Origin of the sequence: Pelagibius sp., from assembly GCF_965249265.1 — a bacterium.
GTDB lineage: Bacteria > Pseudomonadota > Alphaproteobacteria > Kiloniellales > Kiloniellaceae > Pelagibius.
The window spans coordinates 488,004-509,402 of sequence record NZ_OZ252224.1 but is presented as its reverse complement, the minus strand read 5'-3'; the positions used below and the strand labels follow the sequence as shown (position 1 = coordinate 509,402).

General features: G+C 65.4%; 22 protein-coding genes. 10 read left to right on the top strand and 12 right to left on the bottom strand.

The window, feature by feature from the left end; all coding sequences use genetic code 11:
• Window positions 1-53: 53 nt before the first annotated feature.
• Window positions 54-608 (bottom strand): carboxymuconolactone decarboxylase family protein, encoded by a 555-nt coding sequence (locus tag ACP146_RS02540; protein WP_422365196.1) that lies wholly within the window; start codon window positions 606-608, stop codon window positions 54-56.
• 317 nt (window positions 609-925) lie between these two features.
• Here ACP146_RS02540 and ACP146_RS02535 point away from each other — a divergent pair, with 317 nt between their 5' ends.
• From ACP146_RS02535 to ACP146_RS02525, 3 genes are all read left to right on the top strand, one after another.
• On the top strand, window positions 926-1,513 hold the full coding sequence (locus ACP146_RS02535) for a TetR/AcrR family transcriptional regulator (protein ID WP_422365195.1): 588 nt from the start codon (window positions 926-928) through the stop codon (window positions 1,511-1,513).
• A 41-nt stretch (window positions 1,514-1,554) separates the two neighbouring features.
• Complete coding sequence (locus tag ACP146_RS02530; protein ID WP_422365194.1) at window positions 1,555-2,070, top strand: CC0125/CC1285 family lipoprotein; 516 nt, start codon at window positions 1,555-1,557, stop codon at window positions 2,068-2,070.
• Window positions 2,071-2,226: 156 nt separating this feature from the next.
• Window positions 2,227-2,706, top strand: coding sequence for a DUF302 domain-containing protein (locus tag ACP146_RS02525; RefSeq protein WP_422365193.1), 480 nt, complete (start codon window positions 2,227-2,229; stop codon window positions 2,704-2,706).
• Window positions 2,707-2,850: 144 nt separating this feature from the next.
• On the opposite strand, the gene ACP146_RS02520 is transcribed toward ACP146_RS02525, so the two are convergent.
• The 5 genes from ACP146_RS02520 to petA form a co-directional block, all read right to left on the bottom strand.
• Window positions 2,851-3,738, bottom strand: a complete 888-nt coding sequence (locus ACP146_RS02520) for a VOC family protein (protein WP_422365192.1) — start codon at window positions 3,736-3,738, stop codon at window positions 2,851-2,853.
• A gap of 86 nt (window positions 3,739-3,824) precedes the next feature.
• Window positions 3,825-4,712 carry an S-methyl-5'-thioadenosine phosphorylase gene (locus ACP146_RS02515; protein ID WP_422365191.1) on the bottom strand — a complete coding sequence of 296 codons (888 nt, stop codon included), beginning with the start codon at window positions 4,710-4,712 and terminating at the stop codon, window positions 3,825-3,827.
• A 164-nt stretch (window positions 4,713-4,876) separates the two neighbouring features.
• Entirely contained in the window at window positions 4,877-5,836 is a 960-nt protein-coding gene (locus ACP146_RS02510; RefSeq protein WP_422365190.1) for a cytochrome c1, read from the bottom strand.
• Window positions 5,836-7,140, bottom strand: a complete 1,305-nt coding sequence (locus tag ACP146_RS02505; RefSeq protein ID WP_422365189.1) for a cytochrome b — start codon at window positions 7,138-7,140, stop codon at window positions 5,836-5,838. The genes ACP146_RS02510 and ACP146_RS02505 overlap by 1 nt, the downstream gene beginning before the upstream one ends.
• A gap of 13 nt (window positions 7,141-7,153) precedes the next feature.
• Complete coding sequence (gene petA, locus ACP146_RS02500; RefSeq protein ID WP_422365188.1) at window positions 7,154-7,702, bottom strand: ubiquinol-cytochrome c reductase iron-sulfur subunit; 549 nt, start codon at window positions 7,700-7,702, stop codon at window positions 7,154-7,156.
• Between the two features lie 271 nt (window positions 7,703-7,973).
• On the opposite strand from petA, the gene ACP146_RS02495 reads away from it, so the two are divergent.
• Both ACP146_RS02495 and hemF read left to right on the top strand, forming a co-directional pair.
• On the top strand, window positions 7,974-8,435 hold the full coding sequence (locus ACP146_RS02495; protein WP_422365187.1) for a tRNA (cytidine(34)-2'-O)-methyltransferase: 462 nt from the start codon (window positions 7,974-7,976) through the stop codon (window positions 8,433-8,435).
• A 38-nt stretch (window positions 8,436-8,473) separates the two neighbouring features.
• Window positions 8,474-9,337: an oxygen-dependent coproporphyrinogen oxidase gene (gene hemF, locus ACP146_RS02490; RefSeq protein ID WP_422365186.1), complete on the top strand. Its 864-nt coding sequence runs from the start codon at window positions 8,474-8,476 to the stop codon at window positions 9,335-9,337.
• Window positions 9,338-9,471: 134 nt separating this feature from the next.
• On the opposite strand, the gene ACP146_RS02485 is transcribed toward hemF, so the two are convergent.
• Genes ACP146_RS02485 through ACP146_RS02470 form a run of 4 tightly spaced genes read right to left on the bottom strand, consistent with a single transcriptional unit; the run spans window position 9,472 to window position 12,298 of the window.
• On the bottom strand, window positions 9,472-10,746 hold the full coding sequence (locus ACP146_RS02485) for a CCA tRNA nucleotidyltransferase (protein ID WP_422365185.1): 1,275 nt from the start codon (window positions 10,744-10,746) through the stop codon (window positions 9,472-9,474).
• A gap of 30 nt (window positions 10,747-10,776) precedes the next feature.
• Entirely contained in the window at window positions 10,777-11,076 is a 300-nt protein-coding gene (locus ACP146_RS02480) for a hypothetical protein (protein WP_422365184.1), read from the bottom strand.
• On the bottom strand, window positions 11,076-11,741 hold the full coding sequence (locus ACP146_RS02475) for a CoA pyrophosphatase (RefSeq protein ID WP_422365183.1): 666 nt from the start codon (window positions 11,739-11,741) through the stop codon (window positions 11,076-11,078). The genes ACP146_RS02480 and ACP146_RS02475 overlap by 1 nt, the downstream gene beginning before the upstream one ends.
• Window positions 11,738-12,298 (bottom strand): DUF1285 domain-containing protein, encoded by a 561-nt coding sequence (locus ACP146_RS02470; protein ID WP_422365182.1) that lies wholly within the window; start codon window positions 12,296-12,298, stop codon window positions 11,738-11,740. Before ACP146_RS02470 ends, ACP146_RS02475 begins: the two co-directional genes overlap by 4 nt.
• Window positions 12,299-12,496: 198 nt before the next feature.
• Here ACP146_RS02470 and ACP146_RS02465 point away from each other — a divergent pair, with 198 nt between their 5' ends.
• From ACP146_RS02465 to ACP146_RS02445, 5 genes are all read left to right on the top strand, one after another.
• On the top strand, window positions 12,497-13,453 hold the full coding sequence (locus ACP146_RS02465; RefSeq protein ID WP_422369610.1) for an AAA family ATPase: 957 nt from the start codon (window positions 12,497-12,499) through the stop codon (window positions 13,451-13,453).
• Window positions 13,454-13,534: 81 nt separating this feature from the next.
• Complete coding sequence (locus ACP146_RS02460) at window positions 13,535-14,410, top strand: DUF58 domain-containing protein (RefSeq protein ID WP_422365181.1); 876 nt, start codon at window positions 13,535-13,537, stop codon at window positions 14,408-14,410.
• On the top strand, window positions 14,407-17,223 hold the full coding sequence (locus ACP146_RS02455; protein ID WP_422365180.1) for a DUF4159 domain-containing protein: 2,817 nt from the start codon (window positions 14,407-14,409) through the stop codon (window positions 17,221-17,223). The genes ACP146_RS02460 and ACP146_RS02455 overlap by 4 nt, the downstream gene beginning before the upstream one ends.
• A complete protein-coding gene (locus tag ACP146_RS02450) occupies window positions 17,220-19,313 on the top strand; it encodes a hypothetical protein (protein WP_422365179.1) in 2,094 nt (697 codons plus the stop codon). Before ACP146_RS02455 ends, ACP146_RS02450 begins: the two co-directional genes overlap by 4 nt.
• 51 nt (window positions 19,314-19,364) lie before the next feature.
• Window positions 19,365-19,820, top strand: coding sequence for a TspO/MBR family protein (locus tag ACP146_RS02445; RefSeq protein ID WP_422365178.1), 456 nt, complete (start codon window positions 19,365-19,367; stop codon window positions 19,818-19,820).
• 12 nt (window positions 19,821-19,832) lie between these two features.
• Here the strand turns inward: ACP146_RS02445 and ACP146_RS02440 are convergent, their stop codons facing one another.
• Window positions 19,833-20,825: an ABC transporter substrate-binding protein gene (locus ACP146_RS02440; RefSeq protein ID WP_422365177.1), complete on the bottom strand. Its 993-nt coding sequence runs from the start codon at window positions 20,823-20,825 to the stop codon at window positions 19,833-19,835.
• A 58-nt stretch (window positions 20,826-20,883) separates the two neighbouring features.
• A complete protein-coding gene (locus ACP146_RS02435) occupies window positions 20,884-21,378 on the bottom strand; it encodes a universal stress protein (RefSeq protein WP_422365176.1) in 495 nt (164 codons plus the stop codon).
• Window positions 21,379-21,399: the final 21 nt, after the last annotated feature.

The following is a 21,399-nucleotide window of genomic DNA, read 5'->3' as shown; positions in this document are numbered from 1 at the left end:
ACCCGCCCGGCCGCGACCCCGTCGGGGCGCCGCGGCCGGCAAGGCGTCGCGGTTCAGGCGGCCGCGTTGGCGGCCGCCGCATCGACCCTGGGAAAGTCGATCTCGGTCTGCGCCACATGGTTCACGTAATTGGTCAGCAGATTCAGCGCGACCGTGGTGACAATCTCCACGGCGGCCGCGTCGTCATAACCGGCCTCTCGCAAGGCGGCCAGATCGGCATCGCTGACAAGGCCGCGCTTGCTTGTCACCGCGGCGGCAAAGTCGAGCGCCGCAGCGAGTTTCGCATCGCCGGAGCGGCCGCGCAGGTTGTCCGCCAGTTCGCCGCCGCCGATGCCCAGGGAACCGCCGATCGCGGTATGGGCCGAAGCGCAGTAATCACAGGCATTCTCCCCCGCCACCGTCAGGGCGATTGCTTCGCGGGCCTTGGCGTCGAGCCCGGCGCCGCCCAGGGCCTGGCTGAAGGCCAGATAGGCTTCCAGCGCCGCCGGCGAAGCGCCGAGGGTACGCAGCAGATTGGGGACCAAGCCGAGCTTCTTCTCAACGCCATCGAAGAGAGTCTTCGTCTTGCCTTCGGCAGCGGCGGGATCGATGGCTTGCAATCGGGACATCACTGTTCTCCTTGTTGCCCGGCACCGGCAATCGGCGCGGGGCTCTGATACGCCGCCGAGCGGCGCGGGGGATTTGGGGGCGCCGGAAGCGCCTGTTTTCGGCCTCTTGCGTCGCTACTCTCGCAACACTCCAAATTAAATAGACAGACTTGTCTGTATATCAAGTACAATGAGTGATCACAGAAGCGTGAGCCTGGGACAACAGCGGAATGGCAGGATTTCCGCGAGAAGCAGCCGCGTGAAGAGGTCTGCCTTGATGCCGTCGCACAAAGGCGCAATATATAGACAGACCTGTATAACCACTGAGAGAGCGCAGCATGCCCGCCAGCCGTCGCGAGCACCTACTGGACACGGCGATCGGCCTGTTTTCCGAACGCGGATACCGGGCGACAGGGATCGACACCATCCTGACCAAGGCCGGGGTTGCCAAGATGACGCTCTACAATCACTTCAAATCCAAGGACGAGTTGGTGCTGGCCGCCCTGCGCCTCAGCGACGAGCGCACCCGGCGGCACTTCGCCGAGGAGGTCAGCCGCCGCGGCGCCGGCCCGCGCGAACGGCTGATGGCTGTTTTCGCGGATCTGGAACGCTGGTTCGCCGACCCCGCCTTCAACGGCTGCCTGTTCATCAAGGCGGCGGCGGACTATCCCGACGCACGCGATCCCATCCACGCCCTGGCGGCGGAACACAAGCGTATGCTCCGTCAGTTCCTGGAAGGCCTGGCCCGCGATGCCGGCGCCCGGAACCCGGCGGATCTGGCCCTGCAGCTTCAGATGCTGTTCGACGGCGCGACGGTACAGGCCCAGGTCTGCGGCAACAGTGGCGTAGCGGCACAGGCCCGCCAGACCGCCGAAACCCTGATCGAGGCCGCCATCGCACCCGCCGCGCCCGTCCCGGACAACTAATGCCCGTTGCCAGGGCCGGGCGAAGGGCTTATCTGGCTGCTATGGCGAAGATTGCCGGAATCCTGTTGCTCGCCGTTCTGCTGGCCGCCTGTGCCGGGCCGAAGCCCAGTCTCTACGCGCCCAAGGAGAGCCGGGACGGCTATGCCGAGGAATCCCTGCCCAAGGGCCTCTACCGCGTTACTTTCCAGGGAAACCGGGTCACTTCCCGCGAAAGGGCTGAAAACTATGCCCTCTACCGGGCCGCGGAGCTGACCCTTGAAAAGGGCGCGGAGACCTTCATCGTCCACGACAAGCTGACCGAGCGGCTGACCAGGGTCACGCGGGAGCGCGCCTATCCCTGGGGTTACAGCGGTTTTGGGCGCTATCACCGGCGCCCCTACAGCTACCGCGCAACCTCGGTATACGAAAGCGAAACAACCACCTTCCTGGCTCAGCTGACGATCGAACCCTATTCCGGCGCACCGCCCCAGGAAGGTTTCCAAAGCCACGAAGCCCGGGCCGTCATCAGGCGTCTCGAACCGCAGATCGCCCGGCCGCCCGCCGAAGAAACGCCCTGACCCGAACCCGCCGCATTTGTCACGGATGCCATTTGTCACGGATGCCATTTGTCACGGATGATTGAGCGGACCTCAGGCGTTTATTCCTCTAGGGTGACCCGAACTCGCTGACACCCACCCCAAACCTGTCGTTTCAGTCGATGAGGGAGCTTTCTCGTGAAAAAACTGCTGCCGCTTTGCCTTGCCTTAAGTCTTCTCGCCCTGCCCTTGACGCTTGCCTCGCCCACCCAGGCCGCCGAGACCATGGCGAAAGGTGTCATCGTCAAGAAAAGCAACCATTCCGCCGCCGAGACCATCGACCGGCTGGAAGCGATCCTGAAGGAAAAGGGCCTGACGGTTTTCGCCAAGGTCGACCACAGCGCCGGCGCCCAGAAGGCCGGGCTTGAGCTGCGGCCCACGGTGCTGCTGATCTTCGGCAACCCGAAGCTGGGGACGCCGCTGATGCAGAGCGGCCAGAGCATCGCCATCGACCTGCCGCAAAAGGCGCTGGCCTACGAGGACGCCGCGGGCGACGTCTGGCTCGCCTACAACGACCCGGCCTATCTTTCCGAACGTCACGCCATCGCCGACCGCGCCGAAGTCTTCAAAAAGATCACCGGGGCGCTGGGCAACTTCACCGATGCGGCGGTGAAGTAACCTCCGCTCCCAACAAATCCGTCATGCCCGGGCCTGTCCCGGGCATCCATGCCTCGGCCCGTCCCGAACCTTCACCAACAGGATTCCAGCGGCGATGCAATGGACCCTCGGAACAAGTCCGAGGGTGACGCGTGAAGCAGGCGCCTAAGCCGTCTCAGCGAATTCCAGCAGCACGCCGCAGGCCGCGACGGCCGGCACCCGCAGCACCTGCTTGCCGTCCCAATGAACCGGCAGACCCGCATGCTCCAGCAGGGTTGCGGTACGGGCCAGGTCTTCCACCGCCAGACGGAGGGCGGCCAGCCAGGGGGTCGGCAGGCGCGCGGCCCCCGCCAGGCCGGGGTGCAACTGCCCAAGCATCTCCGCCGTCGTAAAGCGCAGCCAAGTACCGCCGCAGTCGACCTCGACCACGCCGTCACCGGCCCGGACGCGGTCGAAACCGAATAGTTCGGCATAGGGAATCGCCAGGGCGGAGGGGTCTTTCACCACCGAGGTCATGGCGATGAGACCGGTGGCGCCGTTGGCGTGTTCGGTCCAGTTCCGCTGCCAGACCAGCTCCGGCGTCAGGTGCTGACAGACGAAGGCCGAAGTCCCCGGCGTCGCTTCCGGCGGCAGGTGCAGCAGCTTGAAGCGCGGCCAGACCTCGCCCTCCGGATCCTCCAGGATACGCTTCAGGTCGCGCATGTCGCCCGGCTGGATACCGGCGTGGTGCAGCGCCCGCGCGGCCAGGGAAACATCATCGCTGGCAAAGGCGAGACCGAGCAGCCCTTCGCGCGATTCCAGAAAGCGGTTCAGGTTGTTGGTGAACTGGTTGGGGTCGATGATGCCCAGCAGTTCGATATAGTCGTTGGGAAACATGACGCAGTAGTTGGCCGTGCCCCAGCCGATGTGGCGTCCGCGCGGCGAGAGCGTGAAACCGAGGCGCTGATAGGTGTCGTAGGCCTGTTCGAGCCCGCGCACGCCGACCAGCACGTGATCGATGCCGCGGATCGGCCTAGCCGCCTCAACACCTGCATCGGTGACCACCAGCTTCATCGGCTGCGCACCCTCCCTTTCATCAGGCCTTCCGGCCTTCTCCTGAGAGCAGATCCATCAACCCGGTGAATCTGCGCCAATCCACTCTAGCCGCCGAGCACCCGACCGGCGACGGCATCCAGACGGGCCATGGCGGCGGGATCGCGCGCCTGCTGCTGGGTGATCACCGCGGCGTCCAGAGCCCGGTGACATCCGCGCTCGCAGATCTCGCGGCGGCCGCTCAGCTTCGGCGCCACCTGTTTGATCAGGGCCCGGGCCTTGTCGGCATTGCCGAGCAGGGTCTGGATGACCTGATCCACGGTAACGTCGTCATGGCTGTCGTGCCAGCAGTCATAATCGGTCACCATGGCCACCGTCGCGTAGCAAATTTCGGCCTCGCGGGCGAGTTTGGCCTCGGGCATGTTGGTCATGCCGATGACGTCGCAGCCCCAGGAACGGTAAAGCTCCGATTCCGCGCGGGTCGAGAACTGCGGACCCTCCATCACCATGTAGGTGCCGCCCCGCCGGCAGGGCAGCGACAGCTCGCTGGCCGCCGCCTGCAGGTGATCGCCGAGACGCCCGCAGACCGGGTCGGCGACCGAGACGTGGGCGACCATGCCTGGCCCGAAGAAGCTCTTCTGCCGGGCAAAGGTGCGGTCGATGAACTGGTCGACCAGCACGAAGTGGCCCGGCGGCAGGTCCTCGCGCAGCGAGCCGACCGCGCTCAGCGACAGAATCTCGGTGACCCCGGCACGCTTCATGACATCGATGTTGGCGCGAAAGTTCAGGTCGCTGGGCGACAGCTTGTGCCCCCGGCCGTGACGCGGCAGGAAAACCAGCTGCTGGCCGTCCAGCTCGCCGAACAGCAACGCATCGGAAGCCTCCCCGAAAGGCGAGGCCATCTTCCGCCACTCGGCGTTCTTCAGGCCGTCGATTTCGTAGATGCCGCTGCCGCCGATAATGCCGATAACCGGCGCCGGTGCCGCTTCTGCCATGTCCCTACCCTTTCCCTCTGATCGCCCTGCGTCGTTTTTCCGCCAATCCCTGTACCGGAGCGGGCGGCACTTGCCAAGGCGGAGGCCAAAGAAGGCGCAAAGCAAAAGGCCGCCCCGGTGTCCCCGGCGCGGCCTTTCGACAGTCTGCGGTCTCTGGTCTCAGGTTAGTGAACGTCGGCCCAGACCTTGCGCTTGGCCGCATAGAGTATCCCGGTGAAGACGATCAGGAAGATCAGCACCTTGATGCCCATGCCCTTGCGCTCTTCCAGAGTCGGCTCCGCCGTCCACATCAGGAAATTCGAGACGTCGTAGGCCATCTGCTCGACGGTCGCCGGCGTGCCGTCGGCATATTCGACCCCGTCTTCGAAAAGCGGCATCGCCATGGCGATGCCATAGCCGGGGAAATAGGCATTGAAGCTCAGGCCATCGGAAAGGCCGAGATCTTCGATGCTTTCCACGGGCAGCGGCTGTTCCGGCTCCGTCGGGCGGTTGGCCTCGATGCCGTCAGCGACCTTGTCCTCGTAGACTTCGAGCTTGTGCTGGTACTCTTCGAGAGCGAGTTCATAGGCCTGGACCCGCTTGTCGGTTTCGAGGGTGAAGATCTCCTGCAGCACGTCTTCAGAGACCTGATCCTCATAGCCGTGGCCCATCAAGGCCTTCAGGTAATCCGGCCCGGCCCCGCGCGCTTTGGTCATCAATGAAAGGTCCGGCGGCGCGGCGCCGTTGTTGGCGAAGGCAGCGGCCTTTTCGTTGGGGAACGGCGCGGGGAAATAGTCGAAGGGCAGGCCTTCGCGCTCGAACATCTCGCCCTCGTCATTGGGACCGTCCACCACAATGGCTTCCGCAGCCATCGCCTTGATCTCGTCTTCGCTGTAGCCGAGGTCGGCCAAGTTGCGGAAGGCGATGTAGTCGAGGCTGTGACAGCCGGCGCAGACCTCGCGATAGACCTGCAGCCCGCGCTGGGCGGCGGCCCGGTCGTAGGTGCCGAAGATGCCGCTGAAGGTCCAGTCGAACTTGGGAACGGGCACGCCCTCCCCGGCCGCCTGAACCGTTTGCGGAGCCGCCGTCAATCCACCGGACACAGCGGCCAGGGCCGCCAGACCAAACAGAAATCCCTTACGCATCAGGCTTTCTCCATCGGCTTGGCGGGAGCACCGGCGAGCGTGCCGCCTCCGCCTCTGAGGACCGGTTCGCTGATTGAGGTCGGCAGCGGCTTTGGCGTCTCAAAGACGCTAAGCAGCGGCAGAATGATCAGGAAGTAGGCGAAATAGTAGGCCGTGGAAACCTGGGCAATCGCCAGCCACAGACCCTCGGCAGGCTGCGATCCGGCATAACCCAGCACGATGGCGTCGATGAACAGGAGCACAAAGAAGATCCTGAAAATCGGCCGGAAGCGCCCGCTGCGCACCGGCGAGCGGTCGAGCCAGGGCAGAATGAAGAGAACGGCAATGGCCCCGAACATGGCGATAACGCCCCCCAGCTTGGCCTCGATGATCACCACGCCGGTAAAGGGAATGCCGATGTCGAAGGTGATCGCCCGAAGGATCGCGTAGAACGGCAGGAAGTACCATTCAGGCACGATATGCGCCGGGGTCGAAAGCGGGTTGGCCGGGATGTAGTTGTCGGCATGCCCCATGTAGTTCGGGATGTAGAACACCACCGCGGCGAAGAACACCAGGAAAACACCCAGACCGAAGGCGTCCTTCACGGTGTAATAAGGATGGAAGGGGATCTTGTCCTGCGGCCCCTTGGTGTCGATGCCGACCGGGTTGTTGGAGCCGAAGCGATGCAGGGCCCAGATATGCAGGATCACCACGCCGACGATCACGAAGGGCAGCAGATAATGCAGGGCAAAGAACCGGTTCAGGGTCGGGTTGTCGACCGTGAAGCCGCCCCACAGCCAGACCACAATGGTCTCACCGAAGAAGGGGATGGCCGAGAACAGGTTGGTGATCACCTTGGCGCCCCAGAAGGACATCTGGCCCCAGGGCAGCACATAGCCCATGAAGGCCGTGGCCATCATCAGCAGCAGGATCACGACACCCAGCATCCACAGCAGCTCACGCGGCGCCTTGTAGGAGCCGTAATAGAGACCGCGGAAGATATGGATGTAGACCACGATGAAGAAGAACGACGCGCCGTTCATGTGGATGTAGCGAATCAGCCAGCCGTAGTTCACGTCGCGCATGATGCGCTCGACAGACTCGAAAGCGTGATCGACGTGGGCCGTGTACTGCATCGCCAGCAGGATGCCGGTGGCGATCATGATCACCAGGGTGATCCCGGCCAGGGAACCGAAGTTCCAGAGATAGCTGAGGTTCTTGGGAGAAGGATACTCGCTCCCGACGGAATGATCGAGGAACGAGAAGATCGGCATGCGATGCTCGATCCACCTGATCACGCCGTTGTTGCTTTGAAATCCGCTCATGGTCTGTTCTCCCCTAGCCGATCACGATGGTCGTATCGGCGGTGAACTCGTAAGGCGGAACCGGCAAGTTCGTGGGAGCCGGGCCTTTGCGGATACGTCCGGAGGTATCGTAGTGAGAGCCGTGACAGGGGCAGAACCAACCGCCGTACTCGCCGCGGCTCTGACCGGTCTTCTGACCCAGCGGCACGCAGCCCAGATGGGTGCAGACCCCGATCATCACCAGCCATTCCGGTTTCACCACACGGGCCTCGTCAGCCTCTGGGTCCGGCAACTCGTCGAGCGCAACGGCGTTGGCCTGTTCGATCTGTGCCGGCGTACGGTGATCGATAAACACCGGATTGCCGCGCCAGGTCACCGTGATGCGCTGGCCTTCGGCGACCGGCGCCAGATCGACCTCTGTCGAGGCGAGAGCCAGCACCTCGGCCGATGGGTTCATCGACGCGATGAGCGGCCAGACTGCGGAAGCGGCGCCGACGGCACCCATCGCCCCGGCGGCCAAATACAAGAAGTCGCGCCGCGTCTCGCCCGATCCGGCTTGTGCGGTTGTGGCGGTTTCTGCCATACGATTTCCCCTAAGATCCCTCTGGTGGAGCGTTCACGGTCATGGATATTGATGAAGCGATCCGAAGCCTTGCGGGACCGCCATCGATAAAACCATATTCCGCGGGGGGCCATCGACCATGTGGCATGCTGCCGCAGCGATTACCCCCATCGCTCCGTTGTGGGGTCGATATAGAGTAATTTCCGTGGGAACGCAAAGCCCCTGAACAGGGCCCCCTCACCGGCTTCTCGCCAAATCCTCGAACCACCCAAAGCTGCAATTCGACCTGAACATGCGCCTCGCCCTTTTCCAGCCTGACATTCCCCAGAATACCGGCGCCCTGATCCGACTCGCCGCCTGCCTGGAAGTACCGCTCGATATCATTGAGCCTTGCGGATTCGTGTTTGATGACAAACGCTTACGTCGTGCGGGCCTGGATTATCACGCCCAGGCCCAGGTTCACCGCCATCGCTCCTGGCCGGCTTACCGGGAGCAACTCGACGGACGGCTGCTACTCTTGACCACAAAAGTGGACAAACCCTATACGGACTTCGCTTTTCAGCCGCATGACACACTGCTAATGGGCCGCGAATCGGCCGGGGTGCCGGACGAAGTCCATGCGGCCGCGACCGCCCGGCTGACGATCCCGCTGGGCAGCGCCTGCCGGTCATTGAACGTGGCGCTGGCGGCTGCCATGGTACTGGGCGAAGCCCTGCGCCAGACGATGTCTTTTCCATCGAATCAGAACACCTAGAGAGAAGCCTCCAAGAGGCGAGAAGGGAACCGACGCCCATGAGCGACGTCATCGAGCAACAGAAGCAGCGCGCAGAGGCCTGGTTCCACGATCTGCGCGACAGCATCTGCGCGGCTTTCGAGTCGCTCGAAGACGCCCTTGAGGGCGACAACGCCGCGCGCTTCGCCGATACCGCGCCCGGACGCTTCGAGCGCAAGGCCTGGAACCGGCCGGATGGCGGCGGCGGTGTGATGTCGCTGATGCGCGGACGGGTCTTCGAAAAGGTCGGGGTGAACATCTCGACGGTGCACGGCAGCTTCTCGCCCGATTTCGCCAAGCAGATTCCCGGCGCCGAAGAAGACCCGCGCTTCTGGGCCAGCGGCATCTCCCTGGTCGCCCATATGCGCTCGCCCCTCGTGCCGGCGGTGCATATGAACACCCGTCACATCGTCACCACCAAAAGCTGGTTCGGCGGCGGCAGCGACCTGAACCCCATGTACCCGGACGATCAGGACACTGCAGACTTTCATGCCGCCTTCAAGGCGGCCTGCGACCGCCATGATCCCGAGTACTTCCCGAAATTCAAGAACTGGTGCGACGAGTATTTTTTCATTCCCCACCGTGGCGAGGCCCGCGGCGTCGGCGGCATTTTTTACGACTATGTCGACAGCGGCGACTGGGAAGCCGACTTCGCCTTCACCCAGGATGTCGGCCGCGCCTTTCTGGAAATCTTTCCGGCCCTGGTGGAACGCAGCATGGCAAAGCCCTGGAACGATGAGCAGCGGCGGCATCAGCTGTTCCGCCGCGGGCGCTATGCCGAATTCAATCTGCTTTACGACCGCGGCACCAAGTTCGGCCTGCAGACCGGCGGCAACGTCGAAGCCATCCTCATGAGCCTGCCGCCGGAAGCCGCCTGGCCTTAGAATCTCTCATGTTTGGACGGCACCAGCCCGCTCCCCCTCCCGGCCACCCACTAGGATAATCTCCCAGGAATACGGTTGGGGGTGGCCGGGAGGGGGAGCGGGCTGGAACCGATGCGACGTAAGTCGAAAACGATCTAAGCACCGTCGCGATAAAGCCGCTGCAGTTCCGCCAGACAGGCGGCGCGCTTGGGCGCGAAGTCTTCGGCGATCCACCAATCCACGGTGCGCCGCAGCAGTTCCCCGACCTCTGGGCCCGCGGTGACGCCGAGGGCCAGAACGTCGCTGCCGTTCAGCGGAAAAGTCCGCTGCCGCCAGCCGGCAATCTGCGCCAGCGGCTTCCCCAGGCGCCCGGCGGGCACGGCACAGCGTGCGGCGTCCAGCAGCAGGTCTTCGCGCACCGCCTTCGGACCGTGGTGATAAAGCGCGAAGCGCAGCGCCAAACAGGCATCCGGTCCTCCACTTGGCCCTTCCTGGCCGTCGAGAACCCGCCGTGCCTGGCGAAGGTCCGGCGGCGGCTCGGCCAGACGGCCCAGGACCAGGCTTTCAGCCCCGGAAAGGCGCAGACGCTCGGCCACGGCCGCAGCCGCCTTCGCGTCGGGCGGCAGAAGGGCGGCAAGCCTGAGGATCGGGTCTTCCGGCGCGGATTGCCGGAAGGCCAGAAGGCGGGCCAGCACCGCCAGGCCCTCGGCCTCCGGCAGGAAGGCGGCGAGGATGCCGTGCTCCTGCATGGCAGCCAGCACCGGCAGCGGATCCTCGGCCGCCAGCAGCTTCAGGAACTCGGCGCGCAGCCGTTCCCCCGAAAGGGTCCTCAGTCTGGGCGCCAGCGCCGCCATGACGGAAAGCAACGACGGTTCCGGCGGCACCCGGCCATAGTGGGCCTGGAAACGAAAGAAGCGCAGCAGACGCAGATAGTCTTCCTCGATCCGCGTCTTCGGGTCGCCGACGAAGCGCACCCGGCCGGCGGCCAGATCGGCGCGCCCGCCGAAGGGGTCGAAGAGGCGCCCGTCCGCGCTGCAGGACATGGCGTTGAAGGTCAGGTCGCGGCGCGAGGCATCTGCCTGCCAGTCGTCGGTAAAGGCCACCTTGGCGCGCCGGCCGTCGGTTTCCCTGTCCTCGCGCAGGGTGGTGATTTCAAAGGGCCGGTGGCCGGCCACCGCGGTGACGGTGCCGTGGTCAAGGCCGGTCGGCACCACCTTGATCCCGGCGTCGCGCAGCAGGGCCATGACCTTGGCCGGATCGTCTGGGGTGGCGATGTCGACGTCCTTCACCGGTCGCCCCAACAGGGCATCGCGTACACAACCGCCGACAAAGCGCGCCTCTCGCCCACCGGCAGCCAGCGCCGTCATGACCTGACGGGTTTCGGGCGCGGTCATCCAGTCCTGGATTTCCAGTCGCTGTGGATCAGACATCGTCGATTGTGCCCCTAGATCGACGGAGGGTCAGTCAGTCGGAACCGATTCTGCCGGGCGGCTGGGCACCACTTCGCCATCAACCAGCGCCGGCGGCAAGAGTTTCGTGTCCGGCGAATGACTGCGTTCAAGCTTCATGTACACCAGCGAGGCCCCGCTGAGACAGACACCGATCAGCAGCACCACCATCCAGGAGGTCGGGGTCGTGCCCGGCGGCACCCGCTGACCGTCGGCGGAGACAGCCTGCCGGCGGCGAACCAGAAAGACATAGGCGGCGTAAACCAGAAAGGGCGTCAGCAGCGGCAGGATGGCGAAGAGAAATACACGCATCACGGAGTCACCAGACCGCTGTCCCGAAGACCCTCGGCCCGCAGCACCTCGGCCAGGTTCGACAGCATGCCCGCCGTGGCGCCCCAGATGAAGTAATCGCCGTAGGGATAGGCATAAAAGTATCGCGTCTTGCCATGGAACACCCGGCTGTGGGTCTGGCGGTTGCCGCTATCCAGGAAAAAGTTCAAGGGCACCTCGAAAATCTCCTCCACTTCACCGGCTTCCGCCTGCAAGGTGAAAGGCGGCGCGACCAAACCGATCACCGGCACCACGCAGAACCCGGTTCGGATGACATAGGTGTCGAGACGGCCGATCAGGCGCACCCGGTCGCGGGTCAGGCCGACCTCTTCTTCGGCCTCCCGCAGGGCCGCGTCCTCGGCGTCTTTGTCGCCGGGATCGATGCTGCCGCCGGGAAAGCTGATCTGCCCCGGATGGTCGGGCAGCGCGTCGCTGCGCCGCGTCAGCAACACCGTCAACTGCCGTCCGTGATTGATAATCGGCACCAGGACCGCCGCATCGCGCAGCGGGCTGGCCGGGTCATAGAGATCGGGATTGAGATCGTGATCCCCCCGCGGCGCCGTCAGGGCGGATTCGGACTCCGGCGCGGCGCGCTGCGAGGGCTCCGGCATTTCGGCCAGACGCTGGAGAAAGTCGTCGACCCTCACGCAGCTTTTCCTAATGGAAAGAACACACCCTTGCTCCAAACGCCCAGGCTGCCCGCCGGCGCACACCCGGGGAGCTTCACGGGGGCGGCCACGACGAGATCGGCCAGATGATAATAGACCGGACGCAGGATACGCGCTTCCAGCCCCTCTCTCACCAAAATATAGGGGTTCGGCCCGCCACTTTCAGCAGATTCGGGGCTTTTCGTATCATCGCCGAGCCGCAGGGGATGCTCGGCATCCGCCTCCACCCAGTCGCCCAGGTTGGTGCGAAAGCAAAGGGACTGGTCACGGCCGCTCCCCTTCACGGAAAGTTCAACCGCCACGAAGGGCGCGTCTTCCACGAGAATCCTGCCTTTTTCGACCGGCGTCTGCAGCCAGTAGACGCCTTCGTCGTCGCGCCGCAGAACGGTGGCGAAGAGCTTCACCAGCGGCAATCTGCGGATCGGCCGGCCTTCATGAAACCAGGTCCCGTCCCGGGCAATCCGGATGTCGAAATCGCCGAGCGTGGGAAACGCCGGTATCTCTTTAGTCGGGCCTCGTGACTGGTCAGCGGACATCTAAAGCCTTATCTTCCTTGAATGCGTCTTGAACGGTCGCATTTGACCCGTTGGAGGGCGATATCGAAGGGCGACACCGTAAGGCCATATTTTGGTGCCAAACCACTGGGCCTACCCCGCTTCACCTCAGGGAGATGCTGCCACGTGACCACGACCCCCACCCACCAAGCTGATGATACGGCCGGTCTGGCCGAACAGATCGATGAACTGGGCGGCAAGCTCGCCGCGGTGCGCGAAAGCATCGGCCATGTCATTTTCGGCCAACAAGAGGTCGTGGATCAAACCCTTATCACGTTGCTGGCCGGTGGCCATGCACTGCTGATCGGCGTTCCCGGCCTGGCCAAGACCCGGCTGGTGGAAACCCTGGGCACGGTGTTCGGCCTGGAGGACAAGCGCGTGCAGTGCACGCCGGACCTAATGCCGGCGGATATCCTCGGCTCGGAAGTGCTGGAGGAAAGCGACTCCGGCCGCCGCTCCTTCCGCTTCATTCCCGGCCCTGTCTTCGCCCAACTGCTGATGGCCGACGAAATCAACCGCGCCAGCCCGCGCACCCAATCGGCGCTGCTGCAGGCGATGCAGGAGCACCGGGTGACCGTCGCCGGCAGCCCGCACGACCTGCCCTCGCCCTTCCATGTGCTGGCGACCCAGAACCCGCTGGAGCAGGAAGGCACCTATCCTCTGCCGGAAGCCCAGCTCGACCGCTTCCTGCTGGAGATCGACGTCGGCTATCCGGAGCTGGAGGCCGAACGGCGCATGCTGATCGAAACCACCGGACCGGAACAGTCGCAGGCCCGTGCGGTAATGGACGCCGCCGAACTGATGACCCTGCAGCGTCTCGTGCGCCGCATTCCGGTCGGCGAAAGCGTGGTCGAGGCGATCCTCGCCATCGTCCGCAACGGGCGTCCCGAATCCAGCGCCCTGGAAGATGTCCGCAGCCAGGTCGCCTGGGGGCCCGGCCCCCGCGCCAGTCAGGCGCTGATGCTGGCGGTGCGGGCCCGGGCGCTGATCGACGGGCGTCTCGCCCCCTCGGTGGACGACGTGGTCACGCTCGCCCATCCGGTCCTGAAGCACCGCATGGCTCTGAGCTTTGCCGCCCGCGCCGACGGGGTGACCCTGGACCAGATTATCTCTCATCTGGTTGCCCCCTACGCCTGAGCGGAGTCGTAAGACCATGGGATCGGCAGATCGTAAGGAAGAGAATTCTTTTGAGGCCGCGCGCGGGGTTCGTGGCGCCCGATGACGACAACCCTTCCGCTGCGGCACCGCGCCGAGCAGCTGGCGGCCAGCCTGCCGCCGCTGCTGGTGGCGGCCGAGCGCGTCGCCTCCACCGTCGCACAGGGCGTGCACGGCCGGCGCCGCGTCGGACAGGGTGAAACCTTCTGGCAGTTCCGCCACTACGACATGGGCGATCAGCCCCAGGCCATCGACTGGCGCCAGTCGGCCAAGTCGGACATGGTCTTTGTCCGCGAGATGGAATGGGAAGCCGCCCAATCGGTCTGGATCTGGCGCGACACCTCGCCTTCCATGTCCTGGTCTTCCAGCCGCAATCATCAGTCAAAGCGCGAACGGGCCGATCTGTTGACCCTGGCACTCTCTGTCCTGCTGATGCGGGGCGGCGAGCATGTCGCCGTGCTGGGCGCCGGCCCGCGCCCCTCCAACAGCCGCGCAACCCTGACCCGCATCGCCGTGATGCTGGAAGGCGCGCGGGAAGAACCGGAGGAACTGCCGCCGAGCCTGCCGCTGCCGCGCAGCGCGCAGATCGTTCTGATCGGCGACTTCCTGGCGCCCCTCGAAGAGATTGACCGGACACTGCGCTACTATGGTGAAAGCGGTGTGCGCGGCACGGTGCTGCAGGTGCTCGATCCGGCTGAGGAGAGCTTGCCCTATGACGGCCGGGTGAGCTTCGAGGGCCTGGAGCAGGAGGCGCCCTGGCTGGTGTCGCGGGTCGAATCGGTACGCGCCGATTATGCCAAGCGCCTGCAGGAGCAACGCGACGGCCTGCGTGACATCACCCGCGCCCTGGGTTGGGGCTGCGACTTTCACCGCAGCGACCAGCCGCCCCAGGCGGCATTGATGCGGCTCTACACCACGCTGTCGCAGGTGCTGGCATGATCGATCTCGGCCTGCTCGCCTTCGCCCAGCCCTGGCTGCTGCTGGCCCTCGCCGGGCTCCCCGTTCTCTGGCTGCTGCTGCGCCTGACCCCGCCGGCCCCCCGCAAGGTGGCCTTCCCGGCGGTGCGCCTGCTGTTCGGCCTGAAGGTGCCGGAGGAAACCCCGGCCCGCACCCCCTGGTGGCTGTTGCTGCTGCGCCTGCTGATCGCAGCCCTGATCATCCTCGGCCTGGCCCAACCGCTGCTCAACCCCTCGGCGCGGCTCGCCGGCAGCGGACCGGTCATCCTGGCCGTCGACGACGGCTGGTCGTCGGCCCGCTTCTGGCAGGCACGTCAGGTCATCGGCGGCAAGCTGCTGGCCCAGGCCGAGCGAGAGGGTCGCGCCGCGGTGATCCTGACCACGGCGCGCAACGCCCAGGGCGAAGCGGCGGCGGCTTCCGGCCTGTTGCCGGCCGGCGAAGCCCAGCGGGTCCTGCAGGGCCTGCGTCCCAAACCCTGGCCCAACGACCGCGCCGCGGCGCTGGAGGCGCTGGGCGATCTGGAATTCGAAGGCTCGGCCCATGTCGTCTGGCTTTCGGACGGCCTGGCGGATGACGATACGGCGGCCTTTGCCACCGCCCTGCAAAGACTGGGCAGCCTCGAGGTTCTGCGCGAAGAAGGCAGCGGGCTACCGGAACTGGCGCTGCCGCCGGATACCGAAGGGGTCGATCTCGTCGCCCGGGCCCTGCGCGCCGACACCGTCGCGGCCGGCCGTTCCGACGCCCTGGCCCTGGGGGCCGACGGCCGCATCCTTGCCAAGGCGCCCCTGATTTATGAACCGGGCGAAAGCGAAGCGCGGGCGCTGCTCGACCTGCCGACGGAGATGCGCAACAGAATCGCGCGTATCGCCATCGAGGGCCAGAACACCGCCGGTGCGGTGGTTCTGCTGGATGAACGCTGGCGCAGACGGCCGGTGGGCCTGGTTACCGCAGGCTCGCAGCAGGACAGTCAGCCCCTATTGAGCGAATCCTACTATCTGGAACGCGCACTGGCGCCCTTCACCGAGCTGCGCCAAGGCAACACCGAGGAACTGCTGCAACGCCAGTTGGCCGTACTGGTGGTCCCCGATGCCGTCGGCTTGAACCCGGCGGAGCGTCAGACCATCGCCGGCTGGGTCGACCGCGGCGGCCTGCTGCTGCGCTTCGCCGGGCCGCGCACGGTTTCGCAATCCGGCGGCACCGGGGCCGGCATCTCCGGTTCCGCGGAAGCCGTGGCCGGTGCGCAGGCGGACGATCTTCTGCCGGTACAACTGCGCGGCGGCGACCGCATTCTGGGCGGCGCCCTAACCTGGGACACACCGGCACAACTGGCGCCTTTCGCCGTGGACAGCCCCTTCGCCGAACTCGCTCTGCCGAACGATGTACTGATCCGCCGCCAGGTTCTGGCGGTGCCGTCCCTCGATCTTGCCGAGAAAACCTGGGCCAGGCTGGCGGACGGCACCCCGCTGGTCACCGCCGAGCAGCGCGGCGACGGATGGCTGGTGCTGTTTCACACCACCGCCAACACCGACTGGTCGAACCTGCCGATCTCCGGCCTCTTCGTGGATATGCTGCGCCGGGTCATGGCGGTGAGCCAGGGGGTCGGCGGCGGCGGCAGCGGCGAGGTTCTGCCGCCCATCGAGGTGATGGACGGCTTCGGCAGTCTCGGCGCGGCGCCGGCGACCGTCCTTGCCCTGGAACCGGACGACGCCAGCCCGCTGCGCGTAACGCCGCAACATCCGCCGGGCTATTACGGCAACGACAGCCTGCGTCAGGCGCACAACATGGGCAGCAGCGTCGCCGGCCTGACACCGCTGGGCGCCCTGCCCGCCGGGGTGACCAGTGGCGGTTATCACGAGAGCCCGGAGCAGGACCTGAAACCCTGGCTGCTCGCCGCCGCCCTGATCCTCGGCTTTGCCGACCTGCTGATCTCCCTCTTCCTGCGCGGTCTCCTGCGTGTCCCGGCGGGTGCCGGGCCCAGGGCGACGGCGGCCCTGGTCGTGTTCGGCCTTGCAATGAGCTTCCCGGCCTTCCTGCCGGAAGCCGGCGCACAAGAGGGCGCAGCCGTCACCGACGAAGGGCGGGCGATGGAAGCGACGCTGATCACCCGCCTTGCCTTCGTCCAGACCGGCATCTCTGCGGTCGACGAGGTCAGCCGGGCCGGCCTCAGCGGACTCACAAGGGTTCTCGAGCGGCGCACCTCCGTCGAGGCCGGCGCCCCTCTGGGTGTGGTGCTGGGCCGCGACGAGCTGGCTTTCTTCCCCCTGATCTACTGGCCGATCACCAGCGAACAGCCGGACCTCGATGCCGGCGCGATCGAACAGGTAAACGGCTATCTGGAAAATGGCGGCACCATCCTTTTCGATCTGCGCGAAGCGAGCAGCGGCATGCAGTTGTTCGGCGCCACCAGCCGCGGCAGCCGCGATCTTCAACGTCTGACCCGGGGCCTTTCAGTGCCGCCGCTGGAACCGGTGCCGCCGGGGCATGTGCTGCGCAAATCGTTCTACCTTATGGAAGATTTCCCGGGGCGTTTTACCGGCGGCACCCTGTGGCTCGAGGCCCAGAGCGAAAACATCAACGACGGCGTCGCTTCGATCCTGATCGGCAGCAACGACTGGGCCGGCGCCTGGGCGGTGAACCGGCTCGGCCGGCCGCTGAATGCCGTCGTGCCCGGCGGCCCGCGCCAGCGCGAGATGGCCTACCGCTTCGGCGTCAACCTGGTGATGTACGCCCTGACCGGAAACTACAAGGCCGACCAGGTGCACATTCCCTTCATCCTTGAACGGCTCGGCCAATGACGGCGCTGTCGATCCAGTGGGCCCCTCTGCTGCCCGAAGCACTGCTGGCGGTCCTTGCCGTTGTTGCCTTTCTGCTGCTCGCCCTGGCCCTCTTCCGCCGGGCGTCGGGCGTCATCCTGCGCGCCGCCGCCTTCGCGGTTCTGCTGCTGGCCTTGGCCAATCCCTCGCTGATCGAAGAACAGCGCGACCCGCTGAGCGACGTGGTCTTCGTGGTCGCCGATGAAAGCGCCAGCCAGGATATTGGCGAGCGGCGCAACCAGACCGACACGGCGCTGGCCCATCTGCTCGAAGAACTGGGCGTACTGGGCGAAACCGAGGTAAGGGTGATCCGTGCCGGCGACAGCCGGGGAACCGAAACCAACGAGGGCACGGCGCTCTTCGGCGCCCTGCGCCAGGCCCTGGCCAAGGTGCCGCGCCAACGTGTCGCCGGCGTTATCCTGCTCAGCGACGGACAGATCCACGATCTGCCGGAAACGGTGGAGAGTCTGGGCATCGAGGCGCCGGTGCACCTGCTGCTGACCGGCGAGGAGAACGAGGGCGACCGCCGGCTGATGGTCACCCAGGCCCCGAGCTTCGGGATCGTCGGCGATCAACTGAGCCTGACCCTGCAGGTCGACGACCTCGTCGACGGCCCCGCCGGCGGCAGCGGCCAGGTAACCCTGCGCCGCAACGGCGAACTGCTTCAGAGCCTTGATGTGCCGATCGGCAGTGAAGAGGAACTCACCTTCGAGCTGGATCACCGCGGGCCCAGCGTCCTGGAAATCGAGGTGGCCCCGGGACCGGAGGAACTGACCCTCGCCAACAACAGGGCGGCGGTGGTGGTGAACGGCGTGCGTGACCGCCTGCGGGTGCTGCTGGTTTCCGGCGAGCCCCATGCCGGCGAACGGGCCTGGCGCAACATCCTGAAGTCCGACCCCTCGGTTGATCTGGTGCACTTCACCATCCTGCGCCCGCCGGAGAAACAGGACGGCACGCCGATCCGCGAACTTTCGCTGATCGCCTTTCCGACCCGCGAACTCTTTGAGATCAAGCTCGACGAATTCGATCTCATCATCTTCGACCGCTATCGTCGCCGCGGGGTGCTGCCCAGCATCTATCTGGAGAACGTCGCCAACTATGTCGAACAGGGCGGCGCCCTGCTGGAAGCGGTGGGACCGACCTTCGCCTCGCCGCTGTCGCTTTACCGCACGCCGCTCGGCCGGGTCTTACCGGGCGAACCGACAGGGGTGATCTTCGAGAACGGCTTTCATCCCGAGGTGACCGATATCGGCCAGCGCCATCCGGTGACGGCCGGCCTGGACGGCTCTGCGGCGGCCCCTTCAGAGGGTGCAGAAAGCACACCGGCCTGGGGCCGCTGGTTCCGTCAGATCGACGCCGATCCCACCAGCGGCGTCATCGTCATGCAGGGCATCGAACAACGCCCGCTGCTGATCCTGGACCGGGTCGGCGAAGGACGGGTCGCCCAGTTGATGAGCGACCACATGTGGCTCTGGTCGCGCGGTTTCGAAGGCGGCGGCCCCCAGGCCGAACTGCTACGCCGCATTTCGCACTGGCTGATGAAGGAGCCGGACCTGGAAGAGGACGACCTGCACGCCGAAGTCCGCGCCGGGCAGCTTCAGATCGTCCGTCGTTCCCTGGGCGAGGCGCTGCCGGACGTCACCGTGACCCTGCCATCAGGCGAGGAGCGCAGCCTGCCGCTGACGCCGGAAGGGCCAGGCCGCGCCAGCGCGAGGCTGTCGATCGCCGAGAACGGTCTCTATCAGATCACCGACGGCACCCTGACGACCCTGGCCGCCGCCGGCCCGCTGAACCCGCTGGAGCTGCGCGATCCCCGTTCCAGCGGCGCCCTGATCGATCCGCTGCTGCGGGAAAGCGGTGGCGCCCTGCGCCGCCTGGCCGGTCAGGACCTGCCGGAACTGCGCAAGGTGAGCGGCAGCCGCGACCGCTTCGGGCGCAACTGGATCGGCGTCAAGAGCGGCGACGGCTTCATCGTCACCGGGGTCTTGCAGATTCCCCTGCTGCCGGCCCTGCTGGTTCTCTTGCTGGCCCTCGGCACCGCCGTCCTTGCATGGCAGCGCGAAGGGCGCTAGCAAGGTCACATGCATACGTCACGGCGACTCGGCCCTTTGACGAGCCCTATCATGCTGCTCGTCTTCGTCATCTGCTGCCTGATCGCCGGCCGGCTGGGGGCAATGATCACCGAACCCGCGCTGGCCGACTGGTATCCCGGACTCGTAAAGCCGGCCTGGACGCCGCCCAATGTGGTGTTCCCCATCGCCTGGTCACTGATCTATCTGGCCATCGGCATCGCCGCCTGGCTGGTATGGCGGCAGGCGGAAAGGGGAGAACTCGGCGTTCCTCTGGCGCTGTTCTTTTTCCAACTGGTTTGCAACGTGCTCTGGTCCGTTGCCTTCTTCGGTATGCGCGACCCCTTGCTCGGCCTCTTCGCCATGGCGGCGCTGATCGGTGCGGTGGTCGCCACAACCCTGTCTTTTGCAAAGATCTCCCGGACGGCGAGCTGGCTTTTCCTGCCCTACATTCTCTGGCTGAGCTACGCGACGGCCCTGAACGTCGCCATCTGGCGCCTTAACGCCTAGAGCAGATTTACCCTAGTCCGCCTTTTCGTAGAAGCTGGCATCAACGCTGGCGCTGTAGTCATCCAGTGCGGCGTCGATCTCACCCTGCTGCTGGAAGAAATCGGCCACTTCCTTCAGAAAAGTCTGCACACCGCCGCCCATCCAGCGTTCGGTGAGCTGGTCGTCGCGGGTGTAGAAGTCAAAGAGCGAAAGCACGATTTCCGATTCCCGGGGGGTCATGCCCGCCGCCTCGGCAATCACCGGCTTGGCCGCTTCCGGCTCGTCGTCCAGATAATCGATCGCCCGGTCGGTGACCGCCAGAAACCCGGTCACCATTTCCGGATGCTCGGCGGCGAAGGCATCGGTCACCGCGATGACATCGAAGGCGCGAATGCCAAGGCGGTCCTGTTCGTTGGCGGAGAGCAGTTCCCAGCCCTGACCCTTCATGCGCCGCAGCGGCCCGCCCCAGGAACAACCCATCGCGAGTTCGCCGCGCAGAAAGGCATCGTCGATGTCATGGGGAGACATGTCGGTCACCTCAACCTTGGCGACGTCCACACCCAGGAAGTCCAGGCTGCGCAGCATCTTGTAATGGGTCACCGTATTGAGCGGCACGGCAACCTTGCGGCCCTCCAACTCATGGGCGTTGGCGCGGTCGATGGCCTCTTTCTTGTAGATGACGCAGTTGTCGGCTCCGCCGGTGTCCACAGCGACGCCGACCACCTTGATCGGCGCGCCGGCCGCCACCGCCAGGGCAAAGGGGACGACGCCCATGGAGTAAGCGATGTCGACCTCGCCGGCGACCATGGCCTCGGCCATCTCGACGCCGGTGTCGAAGGGGCGCCATTCAACCGTCACGCCGAGCGCTTCGTCGTACCATTTCTCCGCTTGGGCCACCTGATTGGCGGTCGGCCACTCACGGAAGTAGGCGACGGTGACCTTCTCTTGGCTGGCCGCCGCCACGGTCTCGGCAGTCGCGATCAGGACCGAACCCGCGACCAGGATCGAAGCGAAAGTCTTTCTCATCTCTATGTCTCCAGCGGTTCGGGTTGCCCGCCGCCCGGAGATGCGCCCCCGGGCGCAGTCAGTCGGATTCGACCAGGGGAACAACCAGGGTCGGGACGTGGGAGCGGCGCAGGACGCTTTTCGCGACAGAGCCCAGGAAGGTGTGGCTGAGGCCCCGCTCGTGCGAGCCCATGATGATGAGATCGCAGTTGTGTTTTTTTGCCGATTTCAAAATTTCCTCGGCGGGATAAGATTCGCAGACCGTCATGGACTTGATCTGTGAACGAAATTTCTGATCCTCCGCGCTCTGCCGGCCCCAGAAATCCTCCTGCTTCGCCTCCAGCAAGCTGCGCGCCTTATCGACCCGCATGTCGAGGATCTCATGACGTTTCTTTTCATCCAGCAGATAGGCCTGGAGGGTGAAGGCGGCATCGTCGGAGAGCTTTTCGAGAACATGCAGCAGATGAATCTCGGCACCGGTCAGCTTCGCCAGGTAGGCCGCATAGCCGAAAGCGATGATCGAATTCTGCGACAGGTCGGTGCTGTAGAGAATGCTCTTCATTTGATGTTGCATCTGTTCGTTCCTTATCGCGTT